Origin of the sequence: Nostoc sp. JL31, assembly GCF_017114965.1 — a bacterium.
Classification (GTDB): domain Bacteria; phylum Cyanobacteriota; class Cyanobacteriia; order Cyanobacteriales; family Nostocaceae; genus Nostoc; species Nostoc punctiforme_A.
This window is the reverse complement of the sequence record NZ_JABXKO010000098.1, coordinates 26,131-42,188: the sequence shown is the minus strand read 5'-3', so window position 1 is coordinate 42,188 and position 16,058 is coordinate 26,131. Positions and strand designations below refer to the sequence as shown.

Annotated in this window: 14 protein-coding genes; 9 read left to right on the top strand and 5 right to left on the bottom strand. The window is 41.4% G+C overall.

The features are described 5' to 3' along the window. The first annotated feature begins 154 nt into the window (after positions 1-154). Positions 155-1,456 (top strand): hypothetical protein, encoded by a 1,302-nt coding sequence (locus HWQ43_RS23865; protein WP_292738560.1) that lies wholly within the window; start codon positions 155-157, stop codon positions 1,454-1,456. Between the two features lie 107 nt (positions 1,457-1,563). Here HWQ43_RS23865 and HWQ43_RS23860 read toward each other — a convergent pair whose 3' ends face one another. Further along, positions 1,564-2,385, bottom strand: coding sequence for a sulfurtransferase (locus HWQ43_RS23860; protein WP_292738455.1), 822 nt, complete (start codon positions 2,383-2,385; stop codon positions 1,564-1,566). 26 nt (positions 2,386-2,411) lie between these two features. On the opposite strand from HWQ43_RS23860, the gene HWQ43_RS23855 reads away from it, so the two are divergent. The 4 genes from HWQ43_RS23855 to HWQ43_RS23840 all read left to right on the top strand — a co-directional run bounded on the left by HWQ43_RS23855 (position 2,412) and on the right by HWQ43_RS23840 (position 7,166). Beyond that, positions 2,412-3,341, top strand: a complete 930-nt coding sequence (locus HWQ43_RS23855; RefSeq protein ID WP_292738454.1) for an MnmC family methyltransferase — start codon at positions 2,412-2,414, stop codon at positions 3,339-3,341. Between the two features lie 512 nt (positions 3,342-3,853). Then, positions 3,854-5,098: a two-component system response regulator gene (locus tag HWQ43_RS23850; protein ID WP_292738453.1), complete on the top strand. Its 1,245-nt coding sequence runs from the start codon at positions 3,854-3,856 to the stop codon at positions 5,096-5,098. A gap of 203 nt (positions 5,099-5,301) precedes the next feature. Continuing rightward, positions 5,302-6,681, top strand: coding sequence for a bifunctional UDP-N-acetylglucosamine diphosphorylase/glucosamine-1-phosphate N-acetyltransferase GlmU (gene glmU / locus HWQ43_RS23845; RefSeq protein WP_292738452.1), 1,380 nt, complete (start codon positions 5,302-5,304; stop codon positions 6,679-6,681). A gap of 62 nt (positions 6,682-6,743) precedes the next feature. Beyond that, a complete protein-coding gene (locus HWQ43_RS23840; RefSeq protein ID WP_292738451.1) occupies positions 6,744-7,166 on the top strand; it encodes a DUF29 family protein in 423 nt (140 codons plus the stop codon). Here the strand turns inward: HWQ43_RS23840 and HWQ43_RS23835 are convergent. Next, positions 7,157-8,110, bottom strand: coding sequence for an isoaspartyl peptidase/L-asparaginase (locus HWQ43_RS23835; RefSeq protein WP_292738450.1), 954 nt, complete (start codon positions 8,108-8,110; stop codon positions 7,157-7,159). The genes HWQ43_RS23840 and HWQ43_RS23835 overlap by 10 nt on opposite strands. Further along, a complete protein-coding gene (locus tag HWQ43_RS23830) occupies positions 8,110-8,304 on the bottom strand; it encodes a DUF2256 domain-containing protein (protein WP_292738449.1) in 195 nt (64 codons plus the stop codon). The genes HWQ43_RS23835 and HWQ43_RS23830 overlap by 1 nt, the downstream gene beginning before the upstream one ends. A gap of 983 nt (positions 8,305-9,287) precedes the next feature. Here HWQ43_RS23830 and HWQ43_RS23825 point away from each other — a divergent pair. From HWQ43_RS23825 to HWQ43_RS23815, 3 genes are all read left to right on the top strand, one after another. Then, positions 9,288-9,494: a hypothetical protein gene (locus HWQ43_RS23825; protein ID WP_292738448.1), complete on the top strand. Its 207-nt coding sequence runs from the start codon at positions 9,288-9,290 to the stop codon at positions 9,492-9,494. Positions 9,495-9,601: 107 nt separating this feature from the next. Continuing rightward, positions 9,602-9,856, top strand: coding sequence for a hypothetical protein (locus HWQ43_RS23820; RefSeq protein ID WP_292738447.1), 255 nt, complete (start codon positions 9,602-9,604; stop codon positions 9,854-9,856). A 138-nt stretch (positions 9,857-9,994) separates the two neighbouring features. Next, positions 9,995-10,159, top strand: coding sequence for a hypothetical protein (locus tag HWQ43_RS23815; protein ID WP_292738446.1), 165 nt, complete (start codon positions 9,995-9,997; stop codon positions 10,157-10,159). 701 nt (positions 10,160-10,860) lie between these two features. On the opposite strand, the gene HWQ43_RS23810 is transcribed toward HWQ43_RS23815, so the two are convergent. After that, entirely contained in the window at positions 10,861-11,718 is an 858-nt protein-coding gene (locus HWQ43_RS23810) for a PEP-CTERM sorting domain-containing protein (RefSeq protein ID WP_292738445.1), read from the bottom strand. Between the two features lie 814 nt (positions 11,719-12,532). Beyond that, entirely contained in the window at positions 12,533-15,454 is a 2,922-nt protein-coding gene (locus tag HWQ43_RS23805) for a GAF domain-containing protein (RefSeq protein ID WP_292738444.1), read from the bottom strand. Between the two features lie 103 nt (positions 15,455-15,557). On the opposite strand from HWQ43_RS23805, the gene HWQ43_RS23800 reads away from it, so the two are divergent. Next, positions 15,558-16,058, top strand: a complete 501-nt coding sequence (locus HWQ43_RS23800; protein ID WP_292738443.1) for a hypothetical protein — start codon at positions 15,558-15,560, stop codon at positions 16,056-16,058.

Here is a 16,058-nt window from a genome sequence, read left to right as displayed (position 1 = left end):
GGGAAAAATCCGAAAAGCAGTAATTTTAGTTTGTAGTTTCAGTATATACCTACAAAGCTAAAATAGATGCAATCAACTGTATCTTTGTAGTCGGAACTTCCGATACAGCTAGTGGGTCTACATTTGCCAAACGCAATCAATGCGATCTAACCAGATGCGACTCAAGAACTGGAAAAATTTGTTTTTTTGTATTTTGTTAACGTCCAGTGGTGGAAGCTGGTGTTGCATTAAAGTAGATGCGGCAGAATCTGCAATTACAGATGTTTTGCATCCTAATCATTTAGCAAGTATACAGGTAACTCATGAGCAGTTATCTCATAAGTTGGAGCAAAAAGCAATTAACTCTTTGTGCAAGCTGTCGAGTGAGTCACATACTTTAGACTCTCGGATGCCGTTAAATCTGGCACAGCAAACACCAGAAACGACTCAAATCCCAGATCAAACCGAAGAACCTATAGATACTCAAAAGCAAAATGACCCGCCACAGCTAGAATCTCCGCCAAATAATTTGCCCATATCTCCTTCAGACTCAAAGGAGCAACTATTAAATTTACCTAAGAGAGAGTATTCTCAAAGGCGAGAGAGGTTGATAGAACTGCTACGATCGCCAAAACTACCATTTGAATCTAATAGCGATCGCGAATTGGGGTTACGGGTGCGGTTACGACCCCTAGAACAACAGCTACCACCACCGATAGAACAACCCGTACCTCAGTTTAAACCTATCGGCTATCTACAAGGACGTGTCGGCTACTTCCAGACAAATAACATTTTTTCTTCAAATGATAGTCCCATAGAAGATGGTTTAATTATTTCTGGACTGACACTAGCCTCTACATATTTCCCTTTGGGATCTAAAACTTTTTTAAATGGCTCAATTGATGGCAATCTGATTCGTTATATAAATCAGTCAGAATATCATTACAATCAGGTGAGATTCAATCTCGGTATTTACCAGCAGCTATCCCAACGAATGTTTGGAGAAATCAGTTGGAGCAATCAACATTTATTTTATGCCAACAACAGCGATCGCTTCGATAGCTTCAAAGCAGGCGATCGCTTTTTAAATGAAAATTCCCTACAACTGTCTTTGGGACGCCGAGATCCCTTAACTTCAAGATTAACCCTAGATAGCTTCTACGAGTTGAGTGTAAATTTTGCCGATCCCCAAAGTCGTAATCGGATAATCAATTCCTTTTGGGTGTCTCTGAACTACTACTTGCAAAAGCCTCTCCAGGTTGGTATTGACTACCAAATGAGTTTATCAGATTTTACACAGCGCGATCGAGAAGACGAATTTTATCGGCTATTCGGACACTTAAATTACCGAATATCCGATACCATTTATATGAATGTCCAGGCTGGAGTAAGTTTAGGTAGTTCAACCGCCGAAAACATTGATTTTGATGGCTGGTTCTTCAGTATTAATTATGGTTTGCAATTAGGTAAGTTTTGAAATTTGTCCTTTGTCATTAGTCATTTGTCCTTTGTGATTTATCCTTTATTAAAAACTAATGACCAATGACCAATACTTCGACTACGCTCAGTACAAGTGACTAATGACTATAAATAGGAAATCCAATCACTCCAGCTACCAGCATAAAGTTTCCCCTTGCTAATACCAGCTAATTCTAAAGAAAGTAAATTCACACAAGCAGTAACGCCAGAACCGCAATATACGAATATTTCTTCAGATGTTTCTAGCTTTTCCCACCGACGCCGTTGTTCTTCTTGAGGAAGTAGGTAGCCGGAAGAGTCTGTAACTTCTTGCCAGGGATAGTTGACTGCACCGGGAATATGTCCAGCAATTCGATCGATTGGCTCTCGTTCGCCTCGGTAGCGATCGCTCTCTCTTGAATCTACCAATACTACCTCGTGGCTATCTTTCCGGCTTTTCACCGCTGTAATATCTACCACCTTTTCTGTTTGTACTTGAGGCACAAACGTACCCATTCGAGGGGGAGGAATAACATCTGTAACAGAATATCCAGCTTTTTGCCATCCAGCCAAGCCGCCATCTAGTACTGCTACTTGCTCATGTCCTAGATAGCGCAACAGCCACCATAAACGAGCTGCAAAGGCAAAGCGCGAATCATCATAAGCTACAACTAAACTTTTTTGGTAATTTACGCCAATTGCTGCCAATTTGTTAGCTATATCATTAGGGTTAGGTAAAGGATGTCTCCCGCCATGCTTACCCACTGGACTGGAAAGATCCTGATTCAAATCTAAGTAATATGACCCCTCTATATGACTTGTTTGATACTGTTGTTGTCCTAGTTGTGGATCGGCTAAAGAAAAGCGACAATCCACAATAACGACTTGCGGATCTTCTAGATGTTTAAACAGCCAAGCTGGCGAAACAACAAATTGGGAATTGGGCATTAGTCATTATTTAATTTTTTTGTAAGATGTCAGACTTAGAGAATTTTACACCTAAGTTAACAGCAGATGGTTCTTTCACCTTTGTCTCTCAAGAGTTTGGTGAATCCTTTCACAGCCATTCTGGAGCGCAGCAGGAAAGTTTTTGCAAGTTTGTGGAACCTACTAAACTGGCTACAGCAGCGCAAAAACCGATCTTGCGACTATTGGATGTTTGTTATGGTCTAGGATATAACACAGCTGCTGCTTTGCAAACAATTTGGGCAGTGAATCCTAGTTGTTGTGTTGAAGTAATCGGTTTAGAACTGAATCCAGCAGTTCCACAAGCGGCGATCGCTCATCAGTTGTTTGACAATTGGAACTGTAACTATATTGATATTGAAATTTTGAAAAAGCTAGCTTTTGAGCATCAAGTACAAACACCTTGCCTGAAAGCGAAGCTACTAATTGGCGATGCTAGAACTACGATTGCGCTAGTACGTCAGTCGGGTTTCTGGGCAAATGCAATTTTCCTCGATCCCTTTTCACCACCACAGTGTCCTCAATTATGGACTGTTGAATTTATTAAACAGCTGTCATTGTGTTTACATCCAGATGGTTTATTAGCCACCTATTCTTGTGCTCCTGCTGTACGTACAGCACTTTTGGCTGCTGGCTTGGTGATAGGTTCTACCCCACCCGTAGGAAGGCGATCGCCTGGTACTGTGGCAACACATTCTAAAAATGCTGAGTCTAAAGAGGACTCCCCACTCACTACCCTCTCAGAAGTTGAAAAAGAACACTTGCTAACTCGTGCTGCTATTCCCTATCGCGATCCTCAATTGAGCGATCCAACCGAAGTCATAGTTAGGCGGCGACAACAAGAGCAACAAACCTCTTGCCTAGAACCTGCCTCTCATTGGCGAAAAAGGTGGCTATTGGGGACACAAGGCAGGGATTTTATGGGCACTAGTTTGTAGTTTGATTACAATATCATACAATATGCTACGCCTATGGACTGCAAGGCTAATTCTACGAGTTTTTACAAGCCAAATAGCTTATTTATGTGTTAGTATTTAATATCACATACTATGTAACAGTACTTGGGTATTGTTACAACTGAATAAAAATAAAAACATTTATATCTAATGATTATTATAAAGACTTGATAAAGACTTGAAACTCAAAATCCGGTATCTCGATATAAAGCAGTCAATTTTAACGCTTTCTGATGCCACAAGGCTAAAAAATCTCCGTAAAAAACCTGATTTAACATTTGTGAGAAATTATCATACTGGAATTAGAAGCAAAAAATTTGACAACAAGATACACCTTGTTTGTAACATAAAAGATACATGCTGCGAAAGATTCCGATCGGCAGCTTGACATCATGCATAATCCATATCGGAACTCAGACTCAGATACAGTCGAATATTAAATTTGTTTTTAAAATCTGACACTGTTAACTTGTGCAAAAACTTGGAGTGCCTTTGTGATTCAATGGAAATCCAACCATACAGGCTTTACAGAAAAAATTGTTAATGGGTCAAACCCCATTAGCACAGTGAAGAGTATCGGTTCAAATCATGCCGTGGAATCGCAAAATGCGGAGAGTTATTCTTTAGGCTTATCTCAAGGAGACCTTATGCTTGAAGATAGGCAAGCAATGTCTTCTTGGATAAAATCTGATGTTAATTGTGGTGATGATTTATTGGTCTCTAGAACACTACAAGCCAAAGGTTTTAAAGTGAATGGGTTTGATTTCGATCCGCCGAAGGTTTTAGTAGTTGACGATCATGCCGCCAGTCGGATGACTGCTGTTGCCCTCTTGGGGATGGAAGGATACGAAGTGATTGAGGCGGACTGTGGTTCTATTGTTGTGGGATTGGTAACTCAAAAACAACCAGATTTGATTTTGCTGGATGTAATGATGCCAGGAATGGATGGATTTGAAGTGTGCCAATTGCTTAAACAGGATGAGCAAACTAGGCTAATCCCAGTAATTTTTATTACAGCGTTAAATGACAGGCGATCGCGCATTCGGGGAATTGAAGTTGGGGCAGATGATTTTCTCACTAAACCCTTCGATCGGGTAGAACTGGCGGCGCGTGTAAAGTCCTTGGTGCGGCAAAAGCGTCTTAATGAAGATTTAGACCATGCCGAACAAGTACTGTTTTCCATTGCTATGTCTATTGAAAGCCGCGATCCTAATACAGGCAATCATTGCGAACGTCTAGTAAAACTGGGACAAGTTTTTGGTGAATACCTTAACCTCTCACGCTATCAAATTCGAGATTTGATGTGGGGTGGTTATCTCCACGATATCGGTAAGGTGGGTATTCCCGATGCTGTGCTGCTAAAAAAAGGCAAACTCACTCCTGAAGATTGGCAAATTATGCAGCAGCACGTTTTGATTGGAGAAAAAATCTGCCAGCCACTACGGAGTATGCGGGGTGTAATTCCGATTATTCGTCATCACCACGAACGCTGGAATGGCTCAGGCTACCCCGATCAACTCAAGGAGGATGATATTCCCTACCTGGCGCAAGTGTTTCAGTTAATTGATATTTATGATGCCCTAACCAGTGAACGACCTTACAAAAAAGCTTTTACTTCAACAGAAGCACTTTTAGTAATGCAAGAAGAAACTGATTCCGGTTGGCGTAACCCCAAATTAATGCAGCAGTTTGCAGAGTTTATTCGCTCTTGTCAGGAACAAGAGAGGAGTGGGGAATAGGGAGTATTGATTTGTCGCTGCGTCATGAACGCTAATTGGTATTTACGATCATCTCTGCTTTTGAGGAGTGAAGTTATACCGACTCCTGAATTCCAACTCCTTTAATATTTTCAGTCTTCTATAATTAGCTGGTATGATTTGAGCCGAGATTTTAAAGTACCAACAGCATTAATCACAATTTCACTGATAGCTGATAGCTAATTATGGTAGTTGTAGCAATTCTAGCGGCGGGACGCGGCACACGGATGAAATCACGCTTACCCAAGGTTTTACATTCTTTGGGTGGGCGATCGCTAGTAGAGAGAGTTCTCGAAAGTGTAGAACCACTTTCGCCCTCACGGCGAATCGTGATTGTGGGATATCAATCCGAGGAGGTGCAAGCCGCCATGCATTCAATTCCCTGTTTGGAGTTTGTCGAACAGACTGTGCAATTGGGGACAGGTCATGCTATCCAGCAATTACTTCCTCACTTGGAAAATTACACTGGAGATTTGCTGGTACTTAACGGCGATTTACCGTTAATACGCAGCGAAACTCTTAAGCAGATGTTACAAACTCACGTCCGAAATCAAAACTCTGCCACTATTCTCACCTCGCACCTACCTGACCCCACAGGCTACGGGCGCGTTTTTTGTAACGATGAAAATATTGTGCAGCAAATGGTCGAACACAAGGATTGTACGGCTGTTCAAAGACAAAATCAGCGGATTAACGCTGGAGTTTACTGCTTTCGCTGGCCAGATTTGGCAAAGGTGCTTCCCCACCTCCAGGCAAACAATGCCCAAAAAGAATACTATCTTACCGATGCCGTGACTCAGGTGGGACAAGTAATGGCAGTGGATGTGGAAGATTATCAAGAAATTCTCGGCATCAACGATCGCTTGCAACTGGCAACAGCATCCGAAATTTTGCAAAAACGAGTCAAGGAAAAATGGATGCTGGCGGGTGTCACCCTCATCGACCCCACAAGCATCACTATTGATGAAACAGTGGAATTGCAGCCGGATGTAATTATTGAACCCCAAACTCACCTGCGGGGAAATACGGCGATCCAAACAGGAAGTCACATTGGACCGGGAAGTTTAATTGAAAATAGTCAGTTAAGTGAAAATGTCACAGTGCAATATTCAGTAGTCATAAATAGCACCGTGCAGTCCGGAAGCAGAATTGGCCCTTATACTCATTTGCGTGGTCAGGTACAGGTGGGTGCTGGTTGCCGTGTGGGGAATTTTGTGGAGTTAAAAAATACGCAATTAGGCGATCGCACCAATGTAGCACATTTGTCATATATAGGCGATACAGTTGTCGGCAATCAGGTGAATATTGGTGCTGGTACAATTACTGCCAACTATGACGGCGTGAAAAAACATCGCACCAAAATAGGCGATCGGACAAAAACTGGCGCCAATAGCGTTTTAGTGGCTCCGCTCATCTTGGGAGATGATGTCTATATTGCAGCTGGTTCTACTGTGACAGAAGATGTGCCTGATGACTCTCTGGTAATTGCCCGTAGTCGTCAGGTGGTGAAACCAGCTTGGCGAAGGAAAAATGTTGAAAATGAAACCACAGATCAACATAAATAATTCATTGGTGTTAATTGCGGTTAATCTGTGGTTTATAGCCAAAATCTCAACATATAACATGCATGGAAGAACTGCTAGAACTTAGGCAATTTCTAGAACAAGGCAAAATCCATGAGGCGCTACTGTTGGTGGATGAGTTAGAAGAAATGAGCCTCAGTGACAAAATCAATAAAATTGATAGTTATGGTGTGATTCTGCTCATCCATTTAATTAAACAAAAGGCCGAAAAACGTTCTACTCGCTCTTGGGATGTTTCGATAGAAAATACAGTGCGGGAAATCAACAAAATAAACAAGCGCCGCAAATCCGGTGGCTTTTACTTGAATCAAGCAGAATTAATCGATATTCTGGAACAAGGATATCAAGTAGCACTCAAAAGAGCGGCGCTAGAAGCTTTTGAGGGGCGTTATGAAGCCCAAGAATTGGCCGCAATGGTTGACCAGCAAGAAACTTTAGCCGAAGCCCTGAAACTGATTCAACAATAGCCGATCAGTTCGTTGCCAGTCCATTCCAAGGTGTCACCAACTTTTTCGCCATCGTGGTAGGCGGCGAGTAAGATTTCGCTAGTTTTTCCCCAAGCGATCGCTCCACTAGCATCTAAGGCGATCGCTCCTAAATCGCGTTTGTTCTCGTGAGCTTCCCCAAAGGATCGCTGCATCGCCTCCTTCAATGACATCCCATCAGTGACACGCACTACAATCCGTGCGGCTAAACACTCATCGATGATATCTTCGCCAATGCCAGTACAGCTAACACCAGCATTACTAGTCGCATAATTACCTGCTGGCATCGCCGAATCACTTACCCTGCCAATCCGCTCAAATCCCTTACCACCAGTAGAAGTGCCAGCAGCTAGCTTACCAGATGCATCTAAAGCTACTACACCGATAGTTCCGCGTCCGGCATTACTGGTTTCTAACAGTTCGGGTTCTGCTACCACGCCAGCCATTGTGCTTTTAAAATTATCCTGGCGCTCTTGTATCCACTCTTGTAACCGCAAATCAGTTAAAGCGTTATAGCTGGGAATTTGCATTTCCCGCGCCAACTCAGCCGAACCGAAATCTGATAGCACTCGGTCTGGCGAGCTTTGTAAAAATTGCGCTAAATCAATCGGATTTTTCACCCGCGAGATATTAATCACACCACTAAATCGCCCTGATGCACCATCCATCAAGGAAGCACTCATACGGATTTGTCCATCAGATTGTAATACTGAACCAGTACCAGCATTAAAACGGGGGTTGTCTTCGAGCATTAGGCAACCCTGCACCACTGCCTCAGAGGCAGTTGCTCCTGACAATAGCAGAGAATAAACTTCTTCTATTACTGTATGGAGCGATCGGCGCACCGCCTCTAATCCGCCTTTACCGTGGAGAGAACTACCAGCCCCTCCATGAATAATTAATTTAGGTTGCACCTGTAACTCCATTAATCTCTTGCGCTATTTGCGTCTGTATTGCGGTTGGTTTCATTTGGAGCTTCAGAACGGCGACGACGACAACGTTCTGAGCAATATTTCACATCGTCCCAACAATCTTGCCACTTTTTACGCCATGTGAAAGGACGTTGACATACCGGACAGATTTTTGTAGGTAGGTCAGATTTAGAACGAACACGTCCCATATAAATACTGTGTATATGAGAATTTGATTTCTGAGGGAGATGGAAGATAATTATAACCAGTTTGCTAAGAAGGCAGGATAAATTCGACGAACAAATATATTGTCAACCTATCCTTAGACCTATTTGCAACATTTTTTCTAAAAAGAGAGAAGCTTTGAATCTTACTATCCTTCTCTTTTAGGGACTTGCAAAAAATAAATTATCCCAAATTATTTCTAGATTTATAGGGGCGCAAGGACTTGCATTGGTTTCAAATTAAGGTTAAAGCCAGTCTAGAAAAAGCTTTTAGGAGATTATTTCGCTCTCTGTCGGAGGCTGGGAATGCGTAATGGGAGGCAGCATTTCCAGACAGAGGCTGGAAACGAGATTTCAAAGGAGTTTTAGCTTAAGTTCACTGATACCAATGAAGGCTATGAAACACCCCTGACGTGTTAGGGGTGTTTCATTTCCTAAAAGGTGCTGATTTACAAGCGTTTCAATCAAAAAAAATCAGATGAATAAAAAATCTGATTGCACAAGAAAATGGTGATGCCTGCGGCAAGGCTTCTCTACGAGAGGCTACGCCAACGCTAACGCACTGAAATTGACTCTTTAAGATAGTAATTTTTCGATTACTAACTTCACCAAATTTATTGCCTATGCTGTTGGTAATATTCCTAATAGATCGAATTAAATAGCCCTGGAAGTTAGGGAATGTAAAAGTGCCTAAAGCCATAATGAAACACTTTTCAAGCAATCTCTAAATATTAGAAAGTGTCACTAACTTGACAATAGACAGCAAGATGCTTTTTAAGCAATCTCTAAATATTAGAAAGTGTCATTAACTTGATAATAGAATGTTTTTTCTTTGTTGAAAGAAAATTTACGTAAAACTACTGTTCATGGAATTCTAATAGTGCTATTCTTTGTATGCTGCTAAAAAACAAGTTGTAGTGGCACGACAACAAACAAGTTTACCTTACTAACTCTTAGGAAAGAAAATCATGATTATCAACGATCTTTCTCATGTAGAAACCGTTCTTGAAACCGAAAATGTTCAAGGTGGAACAGCTTTTTCAGATGCTTCAGCAATTGCAAAAGCTCGTGGTAAAAACATCGCTATCACCAGTATTGTTACTAAGACCGTTGCTGTCTCCGGCAAATACAGCTTCTCTCTGAGTGCCGGTGCGTCTAGTTCTACTGCCGACTAAATATGCCTTAGTCCTACAGTGGACTAAAGTGCATTTTAGATAGAAAAATTGCTGAAAGTTCTCAAAAACTTTCAGCAATACATTCGTTTTTCAAAGAGAGCTTTTTTATGGAACGATTAATAATTTCCGATCTCAGTTTTTGTGAAGATGAAGTTTCCGATCTTAGTCAAGTACAAGGAGGAATTGCATCTACTTACGCACGTGGTTATACTATTGCTAAAAGTAGCAGTTATAAAGTAGACAAAGACAAGGGCACTATTACAGCTAATTATGATGCTGCTATTGCTGTCGCTGTTGCTGCCGCTATTACTGATGGTGATAAGGTTATTGCATCTGTCAATACATCGGCAACAGTTTCCTAAAGCTGTCATAACCCAATTCTAGGAAGCTTTTATGGACATAGTTCATAAAAGTTTGTTAGGAATATTTCTATACCTCTATCTGGTACCACATATAGTAGTATAAGACAGTAGGTAAAAGCGACACTTCGGCGTTGCTGAATGACTATGCTTGTTTTTGAGTTCAAAGCTTATGAAAAGTCAGCCCAGATAACAGCAGTAGATAATGCAATTCTGACTGTAAAATTCATTCAAAATAGCTGGGCTTGGCTATGGATGAATATTAAAAATACAGCTAAAAAATATTTGCATAAATCATGGAATTGATTGTGCTGTATTTGCAGCTAACTTTCCTTTTGCTAATGAACTTAACTCAATGGCAAGACTTACCAGTGGAGGACAAGCATAGTCTTCTATCTCTTGGTTTTATGACAACTGTAAAAGGGGTACTTCGGGTTTAAAACGATATCCACAGTTCTAACAAGATTGTCGCCCTGTTGATTACAAAAAATCAGGGCAGAAACTTGTGGACGATCGAAAATCTATAGCTTTTAGCAACAAAAAAGCATTGGGCGATTAAATTAAGAAAGCGTCAATGACCTACACTATCCACTAGAACACACGTTTGTAAGTGTGGCCGTGTAATGGGTAGGGACAAAAACGCAGCCATAAAGTGCGATTCATTCAGTCTAAACCAAATAATCGGGGGATTACTGGCCTCTACAGAGTAATCCATGAGGATTGAGTTCGCACTTTAATCCCTTCTAAATGACAACTTCATTTTTATCGCTAACAAAGTTTGGGGTAAAAGTAGCATAGCTTCTATCAAACAGCCCGAATTGAAGCCTAAATCTAAATCACCGTTACAAAACGTAATTGCGTTAGCGGAGCGGGGCGTTAGCCCATTGCGAATTGTTTTAATGCTTGTCTGTCAGGGTGCAAAATCACAAAATTATCTGCATACCTAATGACTTGGGGTTTCCATAAATGCCATTTCCCTGACCTGAACTTATCTTAGTGCAAACATACTAAACAGACCTTAAATCCTGATTAACCAACAACGCAACCGAAGAAGCTCTTTTACGCTTGCGTATCGAGACAGCACCAAACATAGCGCAACTAAACAGCGAACCTAGAATTGTTGAGGGTTCTGGGATAGTATAGACGCTCACTTGATTACTTTTAGATTCTATTAATAATAAACGAGTTGACTTATCGAAAGTACGGGAATATTTACCCTTAAAGCTAGTCAAAGCATATTCGTGTGTTCCGCCAAAAGATTTATCAATAGAAGTCTGACTTGAATCAAGAATTATGCTACTACTCGGTTCAAATACAAAAGCATCATTGTTACCTATAGTTGATAAATTTCCAGAAATCTTGAAAGAGTCTAAAAGATTACCAGTATCGCTGTCGTATAACTCATATAAGAACTCTCCACTAGCGTTTGCACGTTCATTCACTGCATCATCAATGGATGTTTTAAGGTTAAATAAGCCACTGAAATCAAAAGAAAACTCTTTATCTACTATAAAATCATAACCGATAATCCCAGCAAAGCTTTCCGCCGACCCTGTATAGCCATCACCCTGACCTTGAGCTTGGCTGAAGGACAAATTAGAGGCAGAGTTGTTTGCATCGACATTAAACTTAGCCTCAGCGTTAGAATCAGCAGTTACTTGACCGCCTGTGCTAATTGCTGTGGTCACATTATCAGTTAAAGTCCTAACATCTAAAGGGCTGCTACTAAAGTTGTTGATGTTGAATTTTGACTCAGAATATGCAATGGTGGCAGCTTGGCTCGGTAAGGTTGCCAATATCGAAGTAGCGATCGCTGGAGTAGCCAATGCCAAAAAACGCTTTACAACTTTAGTGTAATTTTTCATACAATTTTCTGTTTTTATTTTACGATGTTAAGATTGCAAATTTGTCATGCTTGTCTACTGCCTTAGTAATGAGTAAGAACAAATCATAGGCAAGCAGGATGGTCAGCTTGGGAACTTTTCAAGCCATGTTTGTCTTATGTAGAAGAAATCTTCTATTTAAGGACGAACTTTTATTTACCAGATTTACACCTTGAGATAAGTAATAACCGTATAAGTAATTTAGTTATTAAATCTGTGGTTAAGTAAATTGGTTACATACTCATACTAGTCGTGCATCCACTAGTTTCTTGTAAAGCTTGAGTAAAAAAGAGCGTTTTTTAATTGGAATTTACGTAAGGATTCCGTAGGGAGAAGTTCACAAATTCAGTAGGGAGGAGTTCACATAAGTGATGTTGGTGCCAGAGCATCCTTTGATGAGCAAGCAACTCACTGTAAAATCAAGCAACGATCGCCTGTACCAATTGTCGAAGTCAAGATTGATATCAATGCGGTTTGCTTAAGGTGCATAGTCTATAGCCATAGCGTTGATTGACTGAAAATTCCGGTCAGAATCAGCAAGGCGAATAAAGCATCAGTAACCAGGATAGGATAAACGATCAAATACTGTGAACGAAAACGGTTTTCTTCCGTTTGCAGTTCCAAATAATAAAAAGATCAATATGTTTAATAGCCTAACTCTTGCCGTTTTCTAACCGTCCAACTCACATTGTGCTAACCTTCCCTGTGGGAATGCGTTCGCGTAGCGTCTCGTAGAGAAGCGCATCTGCGTTTAAATTTCAGCCCTTAATTTGCCGTGATTTCAGGCAAAGCTGCACTAAGAATCATGAATAGCTAACGGCAGCAACAAGCGACTGACTACCCGATTATCTGGTAACTGATAGAAATTCAATTCTCCTCCTAGTTCTTGCATGAGGTTTTGGCAGATCACTAGATGTAAAGCTGGTGGTTGGTCGAGCTTGGAAGGAGCAAGCACATCTTTAGGTGTCTTATCATGTAGTTCCGTAAGTAGCTGTGGTTCGATCGCACCGTTATATGTGATCGATAATTCTAGCGATGTCTGATGTTCAGCCCCTGTACTTGTAGAAGAATATTTTATATCTGAGGGTTTTGACGCATCTAAACGGCGACACCAAATATCAATTCTGCTACCAGTTTGAGAACGGTTACAGGCAGTAACCAATAATTCATGGATAACTAATTCAATTTTGACAATATCACCAGCGATCGCCATTGCAGATTGAGCGCTAGAGCTAGGAACGCCTCTGACTAATGAAGAATTTTTGGGCGATTCTTGCTCGTCAATCGGTTGTCCCAAACCATGTACCCCAATCCACAGCTTTTGTTGTTTGAGTAAATTTTCGATCCGTTCGAGCGATCGCTTCAGTAAACTGGCTATGGGCATCGTTTCCCAACTGATATGTAGTTGCCAGTTCTCAAGTTTTAGCATTCCACTCATGGAGGTGGCTGTATGGTCTAACTGCCGCAGCAATAGCTGGTAGCGCATCTGAGTTAGTTCATTCGCAGGAATGCCCAAATCATGTATTTGTTTAAGGGAGTGCGCCGTTATTCTTTGAATTTCCTCTAGACGACGATGTTTGTACCAATTAAGTTGTCGTAATTCTTCGGTTGTGGATTCTAGAAGTCGGGTAATTTGCTTTTCACGACGCCACCAGGCTAATTGAGAAATTAGAGTTGCTGTTGCACTGAGGTTTTGTTCTGACCAGCGACGCTCTTGATAGTCTACAAGCAACACTACACCAGTGGTTTCATAATCAGCAGTTGTACGTAATGCCATTACCAAAATTTGACTTTTGTCTGGAATATTCAACCATTTCCGAGTTTCTGGAGGTAAATTATCTACCTTCAAAGTCAGATAATTCTCTGTAGCGAGTGCCCATTGAATTAAGGCTTCAGCCTGGATAGAAATAGATACATCAGAAAAAATCCCAAATTGGCTATTGTCAATCAATCCAGCGATAATTTCTGCCCAACTGTCACCAGGTGCCCAGGATAGCATTAGTGCTAGGGGACAGGCCAAAATTGATGCTATTTGTTCTAGTGCTGTACGTTCTAAATGCTTGTTTTCGACTTCAATTCTGTTCTGAGATTGTGTCAGGATGCGTAAGCATTGCTCAAATGCCTGGGAAGTTTTTTGTTGCTGGGTGGTGCGGTTATGTAATTGCCACTGACGAACAATTACACCAATCTGTTGACTAACGGCCCACAGCAATTCTTTTTCTAGGGTTGTCCAAGAACGATGGCTTTCATGAGTAATAACTAAAAGTGCTGCTGGTATATGTTCGTGAGTACATTTACAAACAAGTAGCGATCGCACATTATTCTCTAACAGCGAGGGACGCCAGTTAAAAAAGCGTAAATCTTCATCTAAGTTCTCAATTTCCACCGCTTGAGTTGAACTTTGCAAAAGCTGCCCATCTAATTCTTTGAGAGCATGAAGGGTAAATGTCAACGGTCGGCGATTTTGGGGCTGACTTTGGTAAGTAAATTGATAATTCTTCTGCTCAGGGTCATACTGCAACAGCAAAAAGCGGGTGGCACCTAATCGAGTTAAAACTCTTTTAGCACAACTATGTAAAGTTGTCTGAAGGTCATGTTCGCTATAGATACCTTGGGCAACTTGGCTAGTCAGTTGGGCATCCTCTTGAATCTGTTTAATAGTGCTTTCCATGCTTTCGGTAGATGCAACTAGGGAAATTAAACCAGCAACACCCTGAACGAAATTTTTGTCTGTGTCTGTCCAAATGCGAGGTTCATTGCTTTCTACCGCCAGAAAACCGACTAAGTTCTTTTGCCAAATAATCGGTGCTGCCAAGAGCGATCGCACCTTCAACCGTTGCAGTAATTTTGCCGTAAAATGACTATTTAAAGAACTGCGTGCATCACCGATGGAGACTATTTGGTTAACTGCCAAAGCATAATAAAAATCGCTCAACTCCTGTACAGTCATTCCCGCTGCTTGCTGACTACTAGAATTGCGATCAGTTTTGATTAACTGATTGCTCGTCCGACACCAAAAGTAACGCCCTTCTCGCTCAAACCAGTAAACATTTGTCCGGTTGGGGGAGACAAATTTATGAGTTGCTTGCACTGCTGCTTCAAGTCTTTGATTCAGGTTACTGAGGGTGCGTAAATTTTCTAGCAATTCTAATAATGGCTCTTCGGTTCGCCTGGTTTGCTTCTGCTGCTTATGCATCTCATTTTGATAAAGCACTGCCCCCAGTTCACCTAAAACCATCATCAAACGTGCTTTTGTTTCTCCTGTCAGTAAATAGCCCCAGCGTTCTGAACCCAATAACAGCAAGCCCAAGCAACGGTCTTTATAGCGAATTGGTAAAATAATCGTTCCTTGGATGTGAAATTTTTCGGCCATTTTTCGCCATTCGGGGGCACGGATTTCAGTTTGCAAATCAGCTATACCCAAAGGATGCTGTTCAATCACTACTTGCTCTAATAAATCCCCAGGGCTGAGAACAACCCTTTGGCGTAAAAAGCTCGTGTCACGATCGGGTGTGATGCCCCCTTTGCCAAATAATATGTGATTCAGGCGATCGTAAAGAGCAATCCAAATCAGTTTGTAGTCAAACTCTTCTTTGAGATAAGAAATAGTAGTTTCAATCAGAACGTCAACATCATCTTCTTCTCTGAGACTTTGGAGGACGCGCCCCAAAGAGAGGATCTGCTGTTCGGCGGCTATAGATTTTTGTGGCTGCCCCATCTGATTTATTGGCTAACATAACTTGTAATATATAAGATGCCCAGAAAAGCACCCTAAGTAATATTGTCACGAGTGTTTGCTGAAAGTTCTAGGGAAGGGGTTCTTGAAATTAGATTTATGGAGTGCTAGAGAAATGGTCGAAACTTCGTCTGATGCCCAAGAGGAGCAAAGACAAGTCTCAGAGGAAAAACGAGAATCTGCCGAAGATACCAGGCTCTCAGAAGAGAAGCAGCGAGAGTCTGGTGAAGATTTCCGGCTTTCACAAGAGGAGCAGCGGCAGATTGCTGAAGAAATGAGAAATTCTGCCGAAGAAATGCGGCAGATTGCTGAAGAAATGAGAAATTCTGCCGAAGAAATGCGGCAGATTGCTGAAGAAATGAGAAATTCTGCCGAAGAAATGCGGCAGATTGCTGAAGAAATGAGAAATTCTGCCGAAGAAATGCGGCAGATTGCTGAACAAATGCGGCTATCTAAAGAAGAACTCCGACAAGCTAAAGAGGAAGCACGGCAAACTAAAGAGGAACTCCGACAAGCTAAAGACGAACTCCGGCAAGCTCAAGAGGAAACGCGGCAGTCTACCGAATTCCGTAGTGTTAAGGATTGA